The sequence below is a fragment of the Mycobacterium sp. E787 genome, from assembly GCF_001668725.1.
In the GTDB taxonomy this organism is placed as follows: Bacteria; Actinomycetota; Actinomycetes; order Mycobacteriales; family Mycobacteriaceae; genus Mycobacterium.
Map to the genome: position 1 here is coordinate 105,085 of NZ_LZKL01000033.1, position 19,516 is coordinate 124,600.

Sequence of the window (19,516 nt, forward strand, 5' to 3'; positions counted from 1 at the left end):
TGGTTCGGTGCCCGAAAACGGAAGTGAGGCAGCCGACCCCGATCTGCTGATCGACTTCAGGAACGTGTCGCTGCAGCGCGACGGACGTGTCCTGGTCGGGCCGCTGGATTGGGCGGTGGAACTCGACGAGCGCTGGGTGATCATCGGGCCCAACGGCGCCGGCAAGACGTCGCTGTTGCGCATCGCCGCGGCCAGCGAGCACCCGTCGTCGGGCGTGGCGTTCGTCCTCGGCGAGCGGCTCGGGCGGGTCGACATGTCCGAGTTGCGCTCGCGGATCGGCCTGAGCTCGTCGGCCCTGGCGCAGCGCGTGCCGACCGACGAGCTGGTGCGCGACCTCGTCGTGTCGGCGGGCTATGCGGTGCTGGGCCGGTGGCGGGAGCGCTACGAGGACGTCGACTACCAGCGGGCCGTCGACATGCTGGAAAGCCTTGGCGCGGAACACCTCGCGGACCGCACCTACGGCACGCTGTCGGAGGGGGAGCGCAAGCGGGTGCTGATCGCGCGGGCGCTGATGACCGACCCCGAACTGCTGCTGCTCGACGAACCGGCGGCCGGCCTGGACCTGGGCGGCCGGGAGGAGTTGGTGGCCCGGCTGGCCGACCTGGCGGCCGACCCCGACGCGCCCGCGCTGGTGTTGGTCACGCATCACGTGGAGGAGGTTCCGCCCGGCTTCAGCCACTGCATGCTGCTGTCGGAGGCCAAGGTGGTGGCCGCCGGCCTGCTGCCCGACGTGCTGACCGCCGAGAACCTGTCGGCCACGTTCGGTCAGTCCATCGCCCTCGACGTCGCCGACGGGCGGTACTTCGCCCGCCGCGTCCGCACCCGCGCAGCCCACCGGAGGCAACTATGACTTCCCCGACTTCCCCGCCGGATCCGCCGCCCCTGGTGCCCCGCCCGGCCGCGACCGTGATGCTGGTCCGCGACGACCCCGAGGGTATCGCGGTGTTCCTGATGCGCCGGCACGCCAAGATGGAGTTCGCCGCCGGGACGATGGTGTTTCCCGGCGGGGGCGTCGACGACCGCGACCGCAACGCCGATATCGCGTGGGCCGGCCCGCCGCCGGGGTGGTGGGCGCAGCGGTTCGGCATCGAGCCCGACCTGGCCGAGGCGCTGGTCTGCGCCGCCGCCCGCGAGACGTTCGAGGAGTCGGGCGTGCTGTTCGCCGGGCCGGCCGGTGACCCGGACGGTATCGTCGGCGACGCCTCGGTGTACGGCGACGCGCGCCGCGCGCTGGCCGAGGGGACGCTGTCCTTCGCCGACTTCCTGCGCCGCGAAAACCTGGAGCTGCGTTCCGATTTGCTGCGGCCGTGGGCCAACTGGGTGACCCCGGAGGCCGAGCGCACCCGCCGCTACGACACCTATTTCTTCGTGGGGGCGCTGCCCGAGGGGCAGCGGGCGGACGGGCACAACACCGAGTCCGACCGCGCCGGCTGGACGACGCCGCAGGCCGCCATCGACGACTTCGCCGCCGGCCGCTGCTTCCTGCTGCCGCCGACTTGGACGCAACTCGACTCGCTGGCCGGTCGCACCGTCGCCGACGTGCTGGCGGTCGAGCGCCAGATCGTCCCGGTGCAGCCGCACCTCGAAATCCAGGGCGACAACTGGGTTTTCGAGTTCTTCGACTCCGACCGCTACCACCAGGCCCGCGAGGCGGGCGGGATGGGATGGCGGCATTGAGGGAGTTCGTCAGCGTCGTCGTCAGCGACGGGACGCGCGACGCCGGGCTGGCGATGCTGCTCGTCTCGCGGCCGCCCACCAACGCGATGACCCGGCAGGTCTACCGCGAGATCGTGTCCGCGGCCGACGAGCTGGGGCGGCGCGACGACGTCGCCGCCGTCATCCTGTTCGGCGGCCACGAGATCTTCTCCGCCGGCGACGACCTGCCCGAGCTGCGGACGCTGACCGCGCCGGAGGCCGACGCCGCGGCCCGGGTGCGCCGCGAGGCCGTCGACGCCGTGGCGGCGATCCCGAAGCCGACGGTGGCCGCGATCACCGGCTACGCGCTGGGCGCGGGCCTCACGCTGGCGCTGGCGGCCGACTGGCGGGTCAGCGGCGACAACGTGAAGTTCGGCGCCACCGAGATCCTGGCCGGCCTGGTCCCGGGCGGCGGGGGAATGGCGCGCCTGGCCCGCATCGCCGGGGCGAGCAGGGCCAAGGAGCTGGTGTTCAGCGGGCGCTTCTTCGACGCCGAGGAGGCCCTGGCGCTGGGGCTGATCGACGAGATGGTGGCCCCCGACGACGTCTACGACGCCGCCGCGGCCTGGGCGCGCCGCTTCCTGGAGGGGCCGCGCGGCGCCCTCGCCGCCGCCAAGGCGGGAATCAATGCCGTTTTCGGCCCGCCACCGCAAGCCGATTAGGCTGCCGTTCATGACGACGAGTACCGATCTCCCAGGCGACGCCGTTCCCAACCCGCACGCCACCGCCGAGCAGGTGGAAGCGGCGCGGCACGACAGCAAGCTCGCCCAGGTGCTCTACCACGACTGGGAGGCCGAGACCTACGACGAGAAGTGGTCGATCTCCTACGATCAGCGCTGCATCGACTACGCCAGGGACTGCTTCGACGGCGTCGTCCCCGAGGACGGCATCGCCGAGCTGCCCTACGACCGTGCCCTCGAATTGGGTTGCGGCACAGGGTTTTTCCTGCTCAACCTGATCCAATCCGGGGTGGCTCGACGCGGGTCGGTCACCGACCTGTCGCCCGGCATGGTCAAGGTCGCCACCCGCAACGGCCAATCGCTCGGGCTGGACATCGACGGCCGCGTGGCCGACGCCGAGGGCATCCCGTACGAGGACAACACGTTCGACCTGGTCGTCGGGCACGCCGTGCTGCACCACATCCCCGACGTCGAGCTGTCGCTGCGCGAGGTGGTCCGGGTGCTGCGCCCCGGCGGCCGATTCGTGTTCGCCGGCGAGCCGAGCAACGCCGGCGAGGTCTACGCGCGCGCTCTCTCGACGCTGACCTGGCGGGTCGTCACCAACGTCACCCGGTTGCCGGGCCTGACCGGCTGGCGCCGCCCGCAGGCGGAGCTGGACGAGTCCTCGCGCGCCGCCGCGCTGGAGGCGCTGGTCGACCTGCACACCTTCGCGCCCGAAGACCTGGAGCGCATGGCCGGCAACGCCGGCGCGGTCGACGTGCGGACCGCCACCGTGGAGTTCACCGCCGCGATGCTGGGCTGGCCGCTGCGCACGTTCGAATGCGCGGTCCCGCCGGGGCGGCTGGGCTGGGGCTGGGCGCACTTCGCGTTCAACAGCTGGAAGGCGCTGAGCTGGCTGGATGCCAACGTGTCGCGGCACCTGGTGCCCAAGGGGTGGTTCTACAACGTGATGGTCACCGGGGTCAAACCCTCCTGAGTGCGGGGCTGCAATTCAGCAGCGACGACGTCAGCTACCTGCGGTCGGAATCGGGGGCCGCGGCGCTGGACTTCGTCGGCGAACTCGAGCTGAGCGAAGCCACCAGGATCGCGGACGTCGCGGCCGCGCGCGCCCGGTTCGGCGACCGGGCACCGGCGCTGGTGGAGACGACGCTGCTGCGCCGCCGCGCGGCCGACAAGCTGGGCGAGCTCGGTGACGTGTCGGAGTGGTTGTTCACCGACGAGGCGCTGCAGCAGGCCACCGCGGCGCCGGTGGCGCTGCACCGGGCCGCCCGGCTCGCGCAGGCCGGCGTGCCGGTGCACGACGCGACCTGCTCGATCGGCACCGAACTGGCCGCGCTGCGCCGCTTCGGGAGCCGCGCCGTGGGCAGCGACATCGACCCGGTGCGCCTCGCGATGGCCCGCCACAACCTGGGGCCGGCGGCCGACCTCTGCCGCGCCGACGCGCTGCACCCGGTGACCCGCGACGCGGTGGTGCTCGCCGACCCGGGGCGCCGTGACGGCGGGCGGCGGCGCTTCCGCGTCGACGACTACCAGCCCGGCCTCGGTCGATTGCTCGACACCAACCGGGACCGCGATTTCGCCGTGAAGTGTTCCCCCGGAATCAATTTCGAGCGGTTGCGGCGCCTCGGATTCGACGGCGAGATCGAGGTGACGTCGTATCGCGGGTCGGTCCGGGAGGCGTGCCTGTGGTCGACCGGCCTGGCGGGGCCGGGGGTGCGCCGGCGGGCGAGCGTGCTGGATCGCGGCGAACAGGTCACCGACAACGAACCGGACGAGTGCGGGGTGCGACCGGCGGGGCGCTGGATCGTCGACCCCGACGGCGCCGTGGTCCGGGCCGGGCTGGTGCGCCACTACGGGGCGCGCCACGGGCTGTGGCAACTAGACCCCGACATCGCCTACCTGTCGGGGGAGCGGCTGCCGCCGGGCGTGCGCGGCTTCGAGGTTCTCGAGCAGCTGGCGTTCGACGAGCGCCGGCTGCGGCAGGCCCTGGCGGCGCTGGGCTGCGGCGCGCTGGAAATCCTCGTCCGCGGGGTGCGCGTGGACCCCGACGCGTTGCGCGGACGGCTGCGGCCGCGCGGCGACCGGCCGCTGTCGGTCGTCATCGCCCGCATCGGCTCCGGGGCCGACGGTCGCGCGACGGCCTTCGTCTGCCGTCCCTCCCGCTGACGCGCGGGTAGGCTGGCTGCGGTCATTCTGGTAGGCGCCCCGCCCTGATCTGCGAGGACAATTCGACGATGCGTTACCCGATAGCGGCCGCGGTGCTGTGCGCCGCGGTCATGCTGGGTTGGCCGGCGGCCCCTCGGTCGGCCGCCGAGCCGCCGTCGTGCGCGGGCCTGGGCGGCGCCGTCGAGGCCGGGCAGATGTGTCACGTGCACGCCAGCGGCCCCATGTACACACTCAACATGACGTTTCCCGCCGACTATCCCGACGAGCAGGCGCTGACCGACTACATCACCCAGAATCGCGACGGGTTCATCAACGTGGCGCAGGGGTCCGGGCCCCGCGACCAGCCCTACCAGATGGAGGCCACCACCGAGCAGCACACCGCCGGCCAGCTGCCGCACAACACCCGCAGCGTCGTGCTGAAGTTCTTCCAGGACGTCGGCGGGTCACGTACGTCCACCTGGTACAAGGCGTTCAACTACAACCTCGGCAGCAAACAGCCCATCACCTTCGACAACCTGTTCGCGCCGGGCACGACCCCGCTGGACACCATCTTCCCGCTGGTGCAACGCGACCTGAACCGCCAGAACCCGTTCGGGGCGGCGATATTGCCGTCCAACGGGCTCGACCCGTCGCACTATCAGAACTTCGCCATCACCGACGACCAGTTGATCTTCTACTTCGCTCCGGGCGAGATGCTTCCCGCGTTTGCCGGACCGGCCCAGGCCCAGGTGCCCCGCAACGCCATTCCGCCGCTGGCCATCTAGCGCAGCGTGCAGGTCCCGGGCTCAAACCGGCCCGGCCTGCCACTCCATCGCCGCGGCGCCGAGCGCCAGCGCGACCTGCGCCGCGCAGCCGATGATCGGCACGAAGAAGGCGGTCCGGTGCCGGACGAGCAGATAAACGCAGACCGCAACGTCTGCGATGAGGACCGTGGCGCCGCCCCAGATCCCCAGCATCATGGCCCGGTCGATCCAGGCCGGGTCGCCGCAGCGCACCGAGCCGCACGGGTCGGTGACCATGACGAGCAACTCCAGCAGCACCACCGTCGCGCCCAGCAAGAACCCGTGGACGATCAGCAGGCCGACTGTGGCGACCACGTCCGCCGGGCGGCGCGTGCTCATGCCGGGCTGAAGCTGTAGACCTGGCCGTCGCTGGTGGCGACCACCACCCGGCGATCGTTGCCGACCGCCGCGCCGACGGGATAGCCGGTGGCCGCGGGCAGCGGGTAGCTACCCAGGGTGTGGCCGTTGCCGGGATCGAAGGCCAGCACCGACATGCCGGGCGCGCCATTGGCACTCGGGCCGGTGACCACCGCGTAGCCGACGCCGCCGCCGGCCAGGCTCGACGACGAGAGCGGCGTGACGTCGTCGCGGCGCCAGACCGCGTCGGCGTGATCGCCGGCGTCCTTGAACGCCGCCAGCCGGGTGTCGGGCCCGCCGCCCGACACGATCAGCCCCTGTGGGGTGACCGCGGGCGGTGTTTGCGCCAGAAAGCCAAGGGGCGCAGACCATTTCGGCTTCCCGTCGGGGGCGTGTAGGGCCCACAGCCGTTGGTCGCGGCCGTTGACGTAGACGGTCGACCCGTCGGCGGACAACACCGGGCTGGCGATGACGCCGCCGCCCACCGCGTCGCTGGTCCATTCCCGGCTCAGCAGCGGGGACTGGCCGGCGTGGTACTTCAGCCCGACCAGGCCCGCCGCCGGTGCGCCCGGCTGCCAGACGCCGATCACCACGATCCCGTTGCCCGCGGAGTAGGCCGGCGCGGCCGCGACCGGGCAGCCCTGCCGGGCGGGGGCGCAATCGGCCAGACCGCGCGTCGCATCGGTGGGGTCGACGCCGTCCACCAGATCGAGCGGGCTGCCGGATACCTCGCCGCGGTGTGCGTCGAAAACCAGCACCTGCCCCAGATGCGTCGCGACCAGCAGCTGGCCGTGTCCGAGAAACCTTGGGGTGGTGGGCATTCCGATCACCGGTTGCCGCCATCGCGTCCACTGGGTCACCGGAAACGACAGGAACGCCCCCGGTTGGCCGACGTAGAGGTTGTCGAAGCCGTCGAACAACGGGCCGGCGAAGCCCCCGCCCTGGACCAGCCGGACACACCAGCGCTGCCGCCCGTTGTCGTCGTTCTGCCACTCCATCAGCGAACACCCGGCCGGCGTCTGGCCGTTGAGGGCGAGATAGCTGCGCGCGCTCAGCGCCGGGCCGGCCGCCAGGCTGCCCTTGACCGATCGCGTCCACTGCAGCGAGAGCTTGGCCGCGCCGCCCGTCGCGGTGTAGCCGCTGTTGGCGGCGTCGCCGTACTGCGCGGGCCAGCCCTGCGCGGCCGAGGCGTCGACCCACGAGTCGGTGTTGCCGCAGCCCGCGAGCCCGGTCGTGAGCGCGGCGGCCAGGGCCGCACGGGCCGAACGCCGAAGCCCACGCAGGAGATGTCGGGCAAGCACCTCGGGTTTCCAACTCCTCTGTGCGGGTGGCGATCGCGTACACGTGAGGGTAACCCGTGCGGGCTGTGCCGTACCCGATCGCCTCCACGGCCCGCCGTTCGGGCGTGCATCGTCGGCGGGATAGGCTTTCCGGCCATGACGAGCATGTGGAATGCTCCGCTGCACCGCCGCTGGCGCGGATCGAACCTGCGGGACCCTCGCCAGGCCAAGTTCCTGACGCTGGCCTCCCTGAGGTGGGTGTTGGCCAACCGCGCCTACACCCCGTGGTACCTCGTGCGCTACTGGCGGCTGCTGAAGTTCAAGCTGGCCAACCCGCACATCATCACCCGCGGGATGGTGTTCCTCGGCAAGGGCGTGGAGATCCACGCGACCCCCGAACTGTCCGAGATGGAGATCGGGCGCTGGGTGCACATCGGGGACAAGAACACCATCCGCGCGCACGAGGGTTCGTTGCGGTTCGGCGACAAGGTCGTGCTGGGTCGCGACAACGTGATCAACACCTACCTCGACATCGAGTTGGGCGACTCGGTGCTGATGGCCGACTGGTGCTACGTCTGCGACTTCGACCACCGCATGGACGACATCAACCTGCCGATCAAGGACCAGGGCATCATCAAGTCCCCGGTCCGTATCGGCCCGGACACCTGGGTGGGCGTCAAGGTGACGGTGCTGCGCGGCACGTCGATCGGGCGCGGCTGCGTGCTGGGTTCGCACGCGGTGGTCCGCGGCGTGATCCCCGACTACTCGATCGCGGTCGGCGCGCCGGCCAAGGTGGTCAAGAACCGGCAGCTGTCGTGGGAGAGCTCGGCCGCGCAGCGCGCCGAACTCGCGGCGGCGCTGGCCGACATCGAGCGGAAAAAGGCGGCCCGGTAGCCCTATTCGGCGTGGTCGTCGACCTTGTAGTCGAAGCTGACATCGCCGGCGTCGACGCTGGTGACGGTCACCGAGATGCCGTACTTCTGGCCGGAATCGGTGAGCTCGCACCGCAGCGTGGCGCCCTCGACGCCCTTGAGGTTGTCCGGGCACGACACCGAGTCGGGCTTGCGGCCCACCTGCTGGGTCAGCTTGTTGCTGAGAATGCCGGCCACCTGGTTCTTGTCGACGGTCTCGACCATGTCGAACTTGACGTCGTTGCCGTTGACGCTGGTGACGGTGACGTTGACGTCGAACGTCTGGTTCTTGACCTTCATCGTGCAGTTCAGCTGCGCCCCGACCTTGGCGGGCAGGTCGTCCGGGCAGGTCACCGACTCGGGTTTGTTGCCGGCCGCGTCGGTCATCTTCGAGGTGATCTGGCCGGCGACGTCACCCTTGCTCACCGCATGCTTCGACGTGACCGAACACGAACAGGCGCCGACGCCGGCCATCAGCCCCGCGGCGCTCCCCGCAACCAACAATGTCCGGACGATCGACCGAGCCATGGCGCCTCCCGAGGGCGAATCGGCAACTGTGAGTCGGCTGATAATTGCATGCCAAAACGCTTCAGGTGCGTGAAATTGCTCAGATGCTCTGATAGCGGCGCAGGGCCTCGGCGCGCTCGGCGCCATGGTCGACGATCGGCACCGGGTATCCCCGGGGTCGTTCCCCTGTGCGCAGGTGCGCGTCGTCGGCGGCGCGCAACTCGGGAACCCAGCGCCGGATGTAGTCGCCCGACGGATCGAACTTCTCGCCCTGCGTGACCGGGTTGAAGACCCGGAAATACGGGGCGGCGTCGGTGCCCGACCCGGCGCACCACTGCCACCCGTGCTGATTGTTGGCAATGTCCCCGTCGACCAGCTGGTCCAGGAACCACTCGGCGCCCCACTGCCACGGCAGGTGAAGGTCTTTGACCAGAAACGACGCGACGATCATCCGCACCCGGTTGTGCATGAAGCCGGTCTCGCGGAGCTGCCGCATCCCGGCGTCCACGAAGGGAAACCCGGTCTGGCCGGCCTTCCAGGCCTCGAAGCGGCGCTTGGCGTCGGGCCCCGCGTCGGTCCGGATGCCGTCGAACTGGCTGTTCCAGTTGTGCCACGCGCTGGACGGCCAGTGGTGCAGCACGTCGGCATAGAAATCGCGAAACGCCAACTCCCGCAGGAACGCTTGCGCCCCCGCGACGCGCAGGTCGAGGTCGGCGACCATGGTGCGTGGATGGACGCACCCGAACTTCAGGTACGCCGACATCCGGCTGGTGCCCGCCAGGTCGGGCCGGTCGCGGTCCTGGCCGTAGCGATGCAAGCCGTTGGCCACGAACGACTTCCACTGCCGCAGGGCGGCGGCCTCCCCGCCGACCACGTCGAGCGCCGCGCCGGGGTCGGGTATCTCGCACCGCTTGATCGGCAGCCGCGCCGGGTCGAGCCAGCGCGCCGCGCCGGCGCCCGATGCGGCCGGCGCCCGCCACCCCGCCTCGCGCCACTCGCGCAGAAACGGGGTGAACACCCGGTAGGGGGAGCCGTCCTTCTTCGTCACCCGGCCCGGGGCCACCAGGTACGGCGAGCCCGTCGCCACCAACGGCACGGAATCGAGTGCCGCGCGCACTCTTTCGTCGCGGCGCGCGCCGTACGGCGCGAAATCGTCCGAGATGTGCACCGCCGACGCGCCGATTTCCCTGGCGACGCGCGGGATCTGCTCCTCGGGCCGACCGCGGATCACCAGCAGCCGGCCGTCCAGGTCGTCGCGGAGTTGCCGCAGCGAGTCGCCGAGGAATTGCAGCCGCCGCGACCCCGACGACGCCTCCAGCCGCGGATCGACGACGAAGCAGGCGAGCACGTCGCCGTCGTCTCGGGCGGCCGCGGCCAGGGCGGGGTGGTCATTCAGCCGCAGGTCGCGGCGAAACCACAACAGCGTCGGCATGATTCGGTGCCCCTCCTCAGCGGTTGAGCCGCCAGACCCCGGTGGCGAGCACGGTGGCGAAGGCGCACCACAACGGGTAGGGCGCCAGGGCCGCTCCGGCCCGCCGGTCGGCCCGCGCGGCCCGGCGCGCGAGGTCGGCGCTGCTCGCCGTCAGCGCCGCGGCGCCCAGCGCGGAGGCGCCCAGCTTGTGGTACCGGAAGAAGAGCCAGCTCCACCCGGCGTTCAGCGCCAGGTTGACGCCGAGCGCCGCGGCGTAGCGGCGTGCCTCGTCGTGCTGTCCCCGGGCGCGGAACCGGTCGATGGCCGCCGCGGAGGTGGCCGCGATGTCGGCGTAGAGCGTGGTCCACACCAGGGGGAACGCGGCGCCGGGCGGCTGGTACGCCGGCTTGCGGAGCCGGGCGTACCAGCCGGGCACCCGCATGGGGCTGGCGATGCTGCCGGTGCCGGCGGCGATGGCGACGGCGGCTGTGGTTGCGGCAAGCGTCGACTTGTTCACGCTGTGCCTCCTTTCGGTTGGGTGGGATCGGCGGGCCACCAGATGCGGTCGCCGATCAGGGCGAAGAGCGCGGGGATGACGAGGGTGCGCACGATGAAGGTGTCGAGCAGGATGCCCAGTCCCACGATGATGCCGAGTTGCGTCAGCACGATCAAGGGCAGGACGCCCAGCACGCAGAACACGGCCGCCAAAACGATGCCCGCGCTGGTGATCACGCCGCCGGTCGCCGACACCGCGCGCACCATGCCGTCCCGCGCGCCGTGTCGCGCGGCCTCCTCGCGCGCGCGGGTGACCAGGAAGATGGTGTAGTCCACGCCGAGGGCCGCCAGGAACAGGAACGCGAACAGCGGTGTGGTGCTGTCCAGCGCGGGGAATCCGAAGGCGTGGATGCTGGCCCAGCCGCCGAGGCCCAGCGCGGCAAGCGCCCCGAGAATCGTTGCGGCGAGCAGGGTTGGCGGCGCCAGGGCCGAGCGCAGCAGCAGATACAGGACCGCCATGATCACCGCCAGGATCGCCGGGATCACCACCGACCGATCGTGCGCGGCCGCGTCGCGGACGTCGAGCGCCTGTGCGTCGGCGCCGCCCACCAGCGCACCGGAATCGACGGACTTGGTCGAATCCCGCAGTGCCGCAATCGTTCCCAACGCCCGACCCGATGACGGCGGGGCGTCGATCACGACAGACCACTTCGTCAGGCCCGTGCTCGACCGGCCCGTTTCGGACGCCGAGATCACACCCGGGGTGGCGACGATGGCCCGCTGCAGTTCCGCCGCCCGCGCAGACGGCCCGACGACCAGCGTGGGGCCGGCCATGCCGCCCGGAAAGTGCGCGGCCACAACCTCATAACCCGCCACCGAGTCCGCCCGGACCCGGAACTGCTCGGTCTGCGACAGGCCGATTCGCGTTCCCAGCAGGCCGGTGGCGAGGGCCGCCAGCAGCGCGATCGCGACCGCTGCCACCACGGCAGGTCGCCGGTCCACCCAGGTGGCGATTCGGTGCCAGGGCCCGGAATCCGTTGCGGCGCCGTCGCCCGCGCGGGGGATGAAGGGCCAGAACAGGCGCCGCCCGCACAACGCGAGCACCGGCGGCAGCACCACCAGCACCGAAACCGCGGCGACCACCAGTCCGCACGCCGCCAGGGCGCCCAGGCTGCGGGTGCTCGGGGTGACGGCCAAAAGCAGGGTGAGCAACGCCAGCACCACGGTGGCGTTGCTGGCGACGATGGCCGGCCCGGCCGCGCGCACCGCCCGGCGCAGCGCGTCACGGTGCGCGGGGAGCCGCGAAAGTTCTTGCCGGTAACGCGAAATCAGGAGAAGCGCGTAATTGGTCCCCGCCCCGAACACCAGCACGCTGGTGATACCGGAGGTGGCGCCGTCGAAGCTCAGGCCGGTCAGCGCCGCCACGCCGGTGCCCACCGCGGCGGCCACCCGGTCGGCGAACCCCAGCACGAGCAGCGGCACCAGCCACAGCACCGGCGAGCGGTAGGTCGCGATCAGCAGCAGCGCCACCACCGACGCCGTCACCGCCAGCAGGGTGACGTTGGCGTCGGTGAACGCGTTGGCGATGTCGGCGCCGAACGCCGGGCCCCCGGTGACGTGGGAGCGCAGCGCCGTGGGCAGGTCGGCGCCGGCGGCTGTGCGCAGGGCGGCGACGGCGTGGTTCAGGGGCAGCCCCGACAGCCCGGCGTCCACGGTGACCACGCCGATGGCCGCTTTGCCGTCGGCGGAGACCGTGACCGGTGCCGCCGCGGTGTCGCGGGTGAGCGCCAGCATCCGGTCGCGGGCCGCGCGCGCCGCGGCGACGTCCGCCGGCGCCAGCACCCCGCCGTCGGCGCGGCTGACGACGGCGATCAGCGGCACCCGGTCGCCGCCGGGGAACTGGCGCGCCAGGGTGTCGACCCTGGCCGAGTCGGAGTCGGACGGCACCGACAGGGGCGCCTGCCCCGCCGCCGCGTTTCCCCCGATGAGCACCACGAGGCCGATACCCAGTAGGACCGCCGCCAGTCCGGGCAGCCACGAACGCCGGTTGGTCACCGCGGCGGCCAGCCCGTCCCACATCACACCCGCAAGCATTTCAGTCGCTTAAACATTAATCAAGTTAACAATCGCGCGTTTGCGCGGTATGCTTGCGATTCTGATGGAAGACGCCACCGAACGCGCGCGGCTCGAAGCGCTGATCGCGGCCGACGCGCGTGCCCTCACCGCCGAGTCCGACCAGTTGGGTCGCGTCTTCGCCGCGGTGCATCAGTTGCGTCCCAGCGATTTTCGCGCTCTGCTGCATATCATGGTGGCCGAAACATCGGGTGCCCCACTGACATCGGGGGAGCTGCGCCTGAAGATGGGCCTGTCCGCGGCGGCGATCACCTACCTCGTCGAGCGCATGATCAACTCCGGGCACATCCGGCGCGACTCGGACGCCGCGGACCGGCGGAAGGTCGTCCTGCGTTACTCGGATCCCGGGATGGCCACCGCCCGCTCGTTTTTCACCCCGCTGGGGGCGCACACCCGCGCGGCGCTGGACGATTTACCCGAGAACGACCTTGCCGCGGCGCATCGGGTGTTCGGCGCGCTCATCGCCGCGATGGGTCACTTTCAAGACGAACTGCGCGCTCGAAGCCCTTAGCGCGCCGGTGCCGGGGTCGCGCCGCATGCCTTGCCTTCCCCTGCGATTCACCGTGAAAGGTTCGAAGATGCCATCGCGCCAGCGGTTCGGGCGCCCACCAGTTCAGGCCTCCCAGCACGTGCATGAAGGCCGGGACCAGCAGCGTGCGCACCAGTGTGGCGTCGATCAGGACGGCTATGGTGAGCCCGAGGCCGAACATGCGCATGAAGGACACGCCGGCCGAGATCAGCGCGGCGAACGAGATCGACATGATCAGTGCGGCCGCGGTGATGACCCTGCCGGTGTGGGCGAGGCCGAGTGCGATGCTTTCGTCGTTGTCCGCGCGAGTCCGGGGCGAGGCCAGCCAGTGTTCGCGGATCCGCGACAGCAGGAAGACCTCGTAGTCCATCGACAGCCCGAAGGCGATGCAGAACATCAGCACCGGGACGTTCACCGCCAGCGTGCCGGTGGACGTGGTGCCCGCGGCGCCCAGGTGACCCTCCTGGAAGATCCAGACCAGAGCGCCGAATGCGGCGGTGAGCGACAGCATGTTGAGGACCACCGCTTTGACCGGCAGTATCACGCTGCCTGTCAGCAGGAACAGCAGCACCAGCGTGACCACCGCGATGAAACCGAACACGAGCGGCAGCCGCGACGTGATGCCGTCGACGCAATCGCGATTCGTTTGCGCCGTTCCGGTGAGCAGGACGGGTTGTCGCGGCGGCGCGATCGCGTGCAATCGGTCCAATTGGGCCGCGGAGGCGTCGGTGTAGAGCGGGGCGGTGCTGTCGACCGTCAGATAGGCGCTGCCACGGGCCAATCCGGCCGGAGCCGACGGCGGCCCCCGGTACTCACCGGCGACGAACGTGCCGGTGGGCGCGGACACGGCCGCGACGTCGGGCACGAGGGAGAGCCGGCCGGCGTAGCTGCCCAGGTCCGCGTCGGTGAGGCCGCCCGTCTGGGGAAGGACGATCCGCACCCGGGTCTCGGAGTTCGTGCGGAATTCGCTGCGGATCCGGTCGCTGACGGCGCGCGCCGACGAGGATGTCGGCAGCACCCGGTCGTCCGGATAGCCCCACCTGACGCCGAGGAACGGCGCGCCCAGCGCCAGCAGGAGCGCCGTGAGCGTCAGGCCAACCGGGATCGCCCGGCGCATAACGGCTTTCGCGGTCCGGTACCAGAAGCTGCGTTCCGCGCTCCCCGGCACCGGCGCCGGTCGGCGGAGCAGCCGGCGGCCCAGCTGCCACATGTCGAGCGCGTCGAGCCGGTCGCCGACCACAGCGATGGCCGCGGGCGCCACGACGATCGCCGAGACCGCGGCGAAGGCCACCACGGCCGTCCCGGCGTAGGCGAACGACCTGAGGAAGTACATCGGAAACAGAGCAGTCGCCGCCAGTCCCAGCGCAACGGTGGTCGCGGAGAACAACACGGTGCGCCCGGCCGTGGTCACGGTTTTCGCCAGGGCGGCGTCGCGGCTCGTCCCGGCGGCCAGCTCGTCACGGTAGCGGCTGACGATCAGCAGGGTGTAGTCGACGGCCAGGGCAAACCCCAACGCCACCGTCACGTTGAGAGCGAAGATCGAGACGTCGGTGACCAACGCAATCGCCCGCAGCACCGCGAGTGAACCCAGGATCGCCAGTCCGCCCACGGCCATCGGCAACGCTGCCGCGAACAACCCGCCGAACACCCACACCAGCGCGACGAAACTCAGCGGGATCGCGATGACCTCCATGCGCAGCAGGTCCTTCTCGGTCTGCCGGTTGACCTGTTCGTAGGCCAGCGCGGAGCCGCCCGCCTGCACCGTGATCCCGTCGTGGTCCCGCGCGAACCGATCCGCCAGCAGCTGGGCATGCCCGGGTGCGCTGTTCTCGTCGCCCTTCAGCGCGGCCAGGATCATCGCGATCTTGCCGTCGTCGCTGAACAGGCCCGGGGCCGGATGCGGGTCCCAGGGCGATGTCACCTGCGACACGAACGGGGATTCGGCAAGCCGTCGGGCGATGTCGGTGCCGGCGGCCCGCGCGGTCCCGTCTTTGGCGCCGCTCGCCGAACTCAACAGCAGCACCAGTCCCATGCCGCCCTGATCGAACTTCTCGGAGAGGATCGCGTTGGCGCGGGCCGATTCCGATGCCGGATCCACGAATCCGCCGGCGGACAGGCTTTTCGCGGCCGGTATGCCGAAGACGGCGGCGGCGATCGCGAACAGCAGGGCCACGCCCAGGACCCGTCGCGGTGTCGCAACCGCGAGCCGGGCCGATCGCTTTATCATGTGCCGCCCTCTGGAGTGACCCCCGTGTCGTCGGCCGGTCGCCCGCCGGACTCACAATCGTCGCGCCGAAAGCTCCAGCGCCGTCGGCCGTCGCCGACGTGCAGCTCCGACAGTACGTTAAGGTTTTTAACCATTCAAGTACTTAACTAAATCCGGAACTTGCGTTAGGCTCGCTCGCGGTGGACCGTGGATTTGCCGGGTGGGCAGCTGGGTATCACCTGACGACGGAACGACCAGGAACGAGGTGGCTGTGCTCGGGGTGATCAAGGCTGTGATGGACCCGGTCATCGATGCCGCGGGCTCCGTGGTCGGCTACCGGCACGGGACGGCGGAGCCGGAGTACAGCGCCGAGAAGCTGGCCGAGGACGTCGAGATTCGCCGCTACGGTGCCCGGATCGCCGCGGAAACCACGGTCACCGCCGGCGAAGAGGCGGCCCGCAACGCGGGCTTCCGCCGGCTCGCGCGCTACATCTTCGGCGCCAACCACGCGGATCAGAAGATCGCGATGACGGCGCCGGTGGCGCAACGCCCCGCAGGCAAGCGGGGCGAGAAGATCGCGATGACCGCTCCGGTGGCCCAGGAGGCCGCCGGCGAAGGCGAATGGGTCATCCGGTTCTTCATGCCCGCCGACAAGACGCTCGAGTCGCTGCCCGAGCCCGACGACGCCGAGGTGCGGCTGGTCACCGTGCCGGCGGAAACGATTGCCGTGCGCCGGTTCACCGGCGGCTGGGGTCGGCGCGCCGTCGCGGCGCAGACCGCCGAATTGATGAACACCCTGCGCGCCAACGGTTTCAAGGCCGTCGACGCACCCGCGGCCTGGTTCTACGATCCGCCCTGGACGATCCCGGCGCTGCGCCGCAACGAGATTGCCGTGCCGGTCGAGCCGGCCTGACCATGCGGGGATCCACGTTGATCGCCGGCGCGGCGGCGGTGGTGGCGACGGCCACGGCGGGTGGGCTGGCCACCCGGCCGGCGGTGCAGTCCGTGTGGTACCGGCAGTTGCGCAAGCCGCCCTACCAGCCGCCGCGGGCGGTGTTCCCCACCGTGTGGCCCGTCCTGTACGCCGACATCGCCCTCGTGTCCGCCGCGACCGTCGACGCGCTGCGCGACTCGGGGAACCGGCCGGCCGCCCGCGCCTACTCGACCTGGCTCGCCGCCAATCTGGTGCTGAACGCGGCGTGGTCGTGGGTGTTTTTCGATCGCCGCCGGTTGGCGGCCGCGGCCGTCGTCAACGCGGTGCTGGCGGCCAGCAGCGCCGACCTGGCCCGGCGCGCCATCGCCGTGCGGGGACGGCGCGCAGCGCCGCTGGTGCTCTACCCCGTTTGGTGCGCGTTCGCCTTCGTGCTGTCCGCCCACATCTGGCTGTTGAACCGGCGCCGTAGAATCGACCTGCCATGACGGCCGACCGGGGCGAGCTGACCGCCCGCAAGCGCCGCCACATCGACGTGTGCCTCGACGGCGATGTGGGTTATCGGGGCGTGACGACGGGCCTGGAACGCTATCGCCTGCCCTACAACGCCTTGACGCAGACCAGCCTGGACGACATCGACCTGGCCACGGCCTTTCTCGGTGCTCGGCTGCGGGCGCCGATCCTGGTGGGCGCCATGACCGGCGGTGCGCGGCTGTCGGGCACCATCAACCGGAACCTGGCCTCGGCCGCGCAACGGCTCGGCATCGGAATGATGCTGGGGTCACAGCGCGTCATGCTCGACAGCGTGTCCGGCGAGCGGGCCGCCGCCAGCTTCGCCGTGCGCGACGTGGCACCCGACGTGCTGTTGATCGGCAACATCGGGCTGGCCCAGCTGACCAAGGACGCCGTTCCCGACATCGTGCGGGCGCTCGACCGGGTCGAAGCGAATGCGCTTGCGGTGCATACCAATCCGCTGCAGGAGGCGATGCAGCACCATGGTGATACCGATTTCACGGGCTCGCTGGACCGGCTGCACGACCTGACCGGCCTGCTCGGGTACCCGGTGCTGCTGAAGGAGGTCGGCCATGGCATCGGCGCCGCCGCGGTCGCGGATCTGATGCGGTTTTCAGCCGAGCCGCCGGTGGCGGCGATCGATGTGGCCGGCGCCGGCGGCACGTCGTGGTCACGCGTCGAGCAACTGGTCCGCTACGGCGAACTGCGCTACCCCGACCTGGCCGACTGGGGCATCCCGACCGCACAGGCGATACGGGAGGTGCGGGGCGCGCTGCCGGACATCCCACTGGTGGCGTCCGGCGGAATCCGGACCGGCATGGACGCGGCCAAGGCGCTGGCCCTGGGCGCCGACATGGTGGCCGTCGCCCGGCCGCTGCTGCACCCCGCGATCGAGTCCGCGGACGCGGCGACGGCCTGGCTGCAGCGCTTCATCGATGAACTGCGCATCTGCCTGCATGGTTGCGGCGCCGGCGATTTGGGCGGCCTGCGCGACGTTGGCGTGACGCCGATCTAGGTGTGGGCACGTGGCCGTGATCCTGGCTTATGGGTCGCCCGCGCTGGGGCACCTGTACCCACTGGGCGCGCTGCTGGGTGAATTGGGCCGGCGCGGCCACCGGATTCACCTGCGCACCATGGCGAGCGAGGTTCCGGCCATGCGCGCCATCGGCATGAACGCCGAGGCCGTCGATCCGCGGATCGAAGCCATCACCGGCCGGGATTGGCTCGCGCGCAACGCCTTAGGGGTCCTCAAGACGACGCTCGACGTCCTGTGCCGGCGCGCCGTCATCGAGGTCGAGGACCTCCGGCGCGCGCTGAGAGTGGTCAGGCCCGACGCCGTCATCGTCGACGCCAACTGCTGGGGAGCCATGTCGATGGCCGAGGCCAGTGGCGTTCCCTGGCTGGTGTTTTCGCCGTTCACGCCCTACCTGCGGTCGAGCGTCGCGCCGCCGTTCGGTCCCGGGCTGCGCCCGCTGCCCGGCCTCGCCGGGACCATCCGCGACGCGTCGATGCGACCGTTCGTGAGCGGCCTGTTCGATCGGCGGATAGTGCCGCGGGTCAACGCCGTCCGCGCGACACTCGGTGTGCCGGCGGTCAAGTCGGTGGACGGGCTGATGCGCCGCGCCCCGCTGCTGTTGGCGGTCGGCGGCGAGCCGTTCGAGTACCCGCACCCGGATTGGGACCGCGTGCATTTCGTCGGCGCGTGCGTGTTCGAGCCGTCACCCGCGCAGGCCCCGCACTGGCTGGCCTCCGTCGACCGGCCGGTCGTCCTGGTCAGCACCTCCTCCATCGCGCAGGCCGATGCGGCGCTGGGCCGTATCGCCCTGCAGGCGTTGGCCGACGAACCGGTCCACGTCGTGGTGACGTTCCCGGCGGGTGTCCCCGCGGGGCTGCCCCGCATGCCGAACGCCACGGTGTGCCGTTTCGTGCAGCACGGCGCCGTGCTGGACCGCGCGGTCTGTGCCGTCACCCACGGCGGGATGGGCACCACCGTGAAGGCGCTGGACCGCGGTGTCCCGGTGTGCGCGGTGCCCTTCGCCCGCGATCAGGCCGAAGTCGCGCGCCGGGTGCAGGTGGCGCGCTGCGGCACCCGGTTGCCGGCGCGAAGGCTGACCGCGGCGCGGCTGCGCGCGGCCGTGCGCGAGGCGATGACGATGACCGAAGGCGCGCGGCGGGTGGCCGCCGGGTTCGCCGCGACCGGCGGCGTGGCGCGCGGTGCGGACCTGGTCGAGCAGCTGCTGCCGGGACGGGTGTTACCGCGCGGCTTCCCGGCGCCGGGCGCCCGCGGCGCCTCGCCCGAGGTGGTTTGACGGTTTCGGGGGCTGGTCGGCGAGCTCATCCTCGAACGTCGACATCGCCGTGATCATCGCGGTGAAGACGCGGTGTGCGGCGAGGAGGTCCTTGTCGCTGAACTCCGCCAGGGCCTTGCTGAGGTGGATCCCGAGGGGCCTGAAGAAGGCGTGCGCCAACGTCATGCCGCTTTCCTCGTAGCGCAGCAGCCATTTTCGCCGGTCCTCGGGGTCGGGCTCGCGACGGATATGGCCCGCTTCGATCATGCGGTCCACGAGATAGGTGATCGCCGCGGGCGAGACGTCCATGCGCTGCTTGAGCTGGGCCAGGGTCAACGGCTTTCCCGCGGTCTCGCTGACCATGATGTGCAGCAGCGCGTGGAAATCGCTGCTGCCCACGTCGTTCTCCCGCGCGAAGTGGCGGCCGATGCGGTCGGACTGCGCGGTGATCGCGCGCATGTCGGCCGACAGCTGCTTTTCCAGCTCAGTCCGGTCCGGCGGCGCGTCTTGTGCCCGGCGCTTGGTCACCTACCCGCATCCTTCATCAGAGACACCAGCGTAACCGCGCGGCAATCCCGGATCTACGGCTACCCGCCGCGCGTCAGCGCCGAACCTACCGCAACCGTCCGGCG

Annotated in this window: 19 protein-coding genes and 1 pseudogene; 12 read left to right on the forward strand and 8 right to left on the reverse strand. The window is 71.2% G+C overall.

The annotated features are described in order from the left end of the window. The first annotated feature begins 7 nt into the window (after positions 1-7). From A5705_RS06155 to A5705_RS06180, 6 genes and pseudogenes are all read left to right on the forward strand, one after another. Positions 8-850, forward strand: coding sequence for an ABC transporter ATP-binding protein (locus tag A5705_RS06155; protein WP_068276220.1), 843 nt, complete (start codon positions 8-10; stop codon positions 848-850). Next, positions 847-1,677 carry an NUDIX domain-containing protein gene (locus A5705_RS06160; protein WP_068276223.1) on the forward strand — a complete coding sequence of 277 codons (831 nt, stop codon included), beginning with the start codon at positions 847-849 and terminating at the stop codon, positions 1,675-1,677. Before A5705_RS06155 ends, A5705_RS06160 begins: the two co-directional genes overlap by 4 nt. Next, a pseudogene (locus A5705_RS06165) lies at positions 1,674-2,345 on the forward strand (enoyl-CoA hydratase); the annotation flags it as partial. The gene A5705_RS06160 and the pseudogene A5705_RS06165, both read left to right, overlap by 4 nt. 22 nt (positions 2,346-2,367) lie before the next feature. Then, a complete protein-coding gene (locus A5705_RS06170; RefSeq protein WP_068276226.1) occupies positions 2,368-3,351 on the forward strand; it encodes a class I SAM-dependent methyltransferase in 984 nt (327 codons plus the stop codon). Continuing rightward, on the forward strand, positions 3,309-4,541 hold the full coding sequence (locus A5705_RS06175; RefSeq protein ID WP_231982372.1) for a class I SAM-dependent methyltransferase: 1,233 nt from the start codon (positions 3,309-3,311) through the stop codon (positions 4,539-4,541). The genes A5705_RS06170 and A5705_RS06175 overlap by 43 nt, the downstream gene beginning before the upstream one ends. Before the next feature lie 68 nt (positions 4,542-4,609). Then, positions 4,610-5,305, forward strand: coding sequence for an esterase (locus A5705_RS06180; protein ID WP_068276229.1), 696 nt, complete (start codon positions 4,610-4,612; stop codon positions 5,303-5,305). Between the two features lie 21 nt (positions 5,306-5,326). Here A5705_RS06180 and A5705_RS06185 read toward each other — a convergent pair whose 3' ends face one another. Then, complete coding sequence (locus A5705_RS06185; protein WP_068276232.1) at positions 5,327-5,662, reverse strand: hypothetical protein; 336 nt, start codon at positions 5,660-5,662, stop codon at positions 5,327-5,329. Then, positions 5,659-6,981, reverse strand: a complete 1,323-nt coding sequence (locus tag A5705_RS06190) for a PQQ-binding-like beta-propeller repeat protein (protein WP_068276235.1) — start codon at positions 6,979-6,981, stop codon at positions 5,659-5,661. The genes A5705_RS06185 and A5705_RS06190 overlap by 4 nt, the downstream gene beginning before the upstream one ends. Before the next feature lie 135 nt (positions 6,982-7,116). Between A5705_RS06190 and A5705_RS06195 the strand changes: the two genes are divergently transcribed. Next, entirely contained in the window at positions 7,117-7,854 is a 738-nt protein-coding gene (locus A5705_RS06195) for an acyltransferase (protein ID WP_067880020.1), read from the forward strand. A gap of 2 nt (positions 7,855-7,856) precedes the next feature. On the opposite strand, the gene A5705_RS06200 is transcribed toward A5705_RS06195, so the two are convergent. The 4 genes from A5705_RS06200 to A5705_RS06215 form a co-directional block, all read right to left on the reverse strand. Continuing rightward, a complete protein-coding gene (locus A5705_RS06200; protein WP_068276238.1) occupies positions 7,857-8,399 on the reverse strand; it encodes a DUF4333 domain-containing protein in 543 nt (180 codons plus the stop codon). A 79-nt stretch (positions 8,400-8,478) separates the two neighbouring features. Then, positions 8,479-9,810 carry a deoxyribodipyrimidine photo-lyase gene (locus A5705_RS06205; RefSeq protein WP_068276241.1) on the reverse strand — a complete coding sequence of 444 codons (1,332 nt, stop codon included), beginning with the start codon at positions 9,808-9,810 and terminating at the stop codon, positions 8,479-8,481. Between the two features lie 16 nt (positions 9,811-9,826). Continuing rightward, complete coding sequence (locus A5705_RS06210) at positions 9,827-10,306, reverse strand: TspO/MBR family protein (RefSeq protein ID WP_068276244.1); 480 nt, start codon at positions 10,304-10,306, stop codon at positions 9,827-9,829. Next, entirely contained in the window at positions 10,303-12,378 is a 2,076-nt protein-coding gene (locus tag A5705_RS06215) for an MMPL family transporter (protein WP_068276247.1), read from the reverse strand. Before A5705_RS06215 ends, A5705_RS06210 begins: the two co-directional genes overlap by 4 nt. 64 nt (positions 12,379-12,442) lie before the next feature. Here A5705_RS06215 and A5705_RS06220 point away from each other — a divergent pair, with 64 nt between their 5' ends. Further along, a complete protein-coding gene (locus A5705_RS06220; RefSeq protein WP_068276476.1) occupies positions 12,443-12,928 on the forward strand; it encodes a MarR family winged helix-turn-helix transcriptional regulator in 486 nt (161 codons plus the stop codon). Here A5705_RS06220 and A5705_RS06225 read toward each other — a convergent pair. Continuing rightward, positions 12,876-15,173 carry an MMPL family transporter gene (locus A5705_RS06225; RefSeq protein WP_082956326.1) on the reverse strand — a complete coding sequence of 766 codons (2,298 nt, stop codon included), beginning with the start codon at positions 15,171-15,173 and terminating at the stop codon, positions 12,876-12,878. The two genes, A5705_RS06220 and A5705_RS06225, sit on opposite strands and share 53 nt — an antisense overlap. Positions 15,174-15,423: 250 nt before the next feature. Between A5705_RS06225 and A5705_RS06230 the strand changes: the two genes are divergently transcribed. From A5705_RS06230 to A5705_RS06245, 4 genes are read left to right on the forward strand one after another with little or no spacing between them, the layout of a single operon-like run. Continuing rightward, a complete protein-coding gene (locus A5705_RS06230) occupies positions 15,424-16,065 on the forward strand; it encodes a heme-binding protein (RefSeq protein WP_068276250.1) in 642 nt (213 codons plus the stop codon). A gap of 2 nt (positions 16,066-16,067) precedes the next feature. Next, a complete protein-coding gene (locus A5705_RS06235; protein WP_067880040.1) occupies positions 16,068-16,571 on the forward strand; it encodes a TspO/MBR family protein in 504 nt (167 codons plus the stop codon). Further along, positions 16,568-17,611 (forward strand): type 2 isopentenyl-diphosphate Delta-isomerase, encoded by a 1,044-nt coding sequence (gene fni, locus A5705_RS06240; RefSeq protein WP_068276253.1) that lies wholly within the window; start codon positions 16,568-16,570, stop codon positions 17,609-17,611. The genes A5705_RS06235 and fni overlap by 4 nt, the downstream gene beginning before the upstream one ends. A 10-nt stretch (positions 17,612-17,621) precedes the next feature. Further along, positions 17,622-18,905: a glycosyltransferase gene (locus A5705_RS06245; RefSeq protein ID WP_068276256.1), complete on the forward strand. Its 1,284-nt coding sequence runs from the start codon at positions 17,622-17,624 to the stop codon at positions 18,903-18,905. On the opposite strand, the gene A5705_RS06250 is transcribed toward A5705_RS06245, so the two are convergent. Then, the gene (locus A5705_RS06250) at positions 18,849-19,412 is read right to left on the reverse strand and encodes a MarR family winged helix-turn-helix transcriptional regulator (protein WP_067880050.1); all 564 of its coding nucleotides are present in this window, start codon (positions 19,410-19,412) and stop codon (positions 18,849-18,851) included. The two genes, A5705_RS06245 and A5705_RS06250, sit on opposite strands and share 57 nt — an antisense overlap. Between the last annotated feature and the right edge of the window lie 104 nt (positions 19,413-19,516).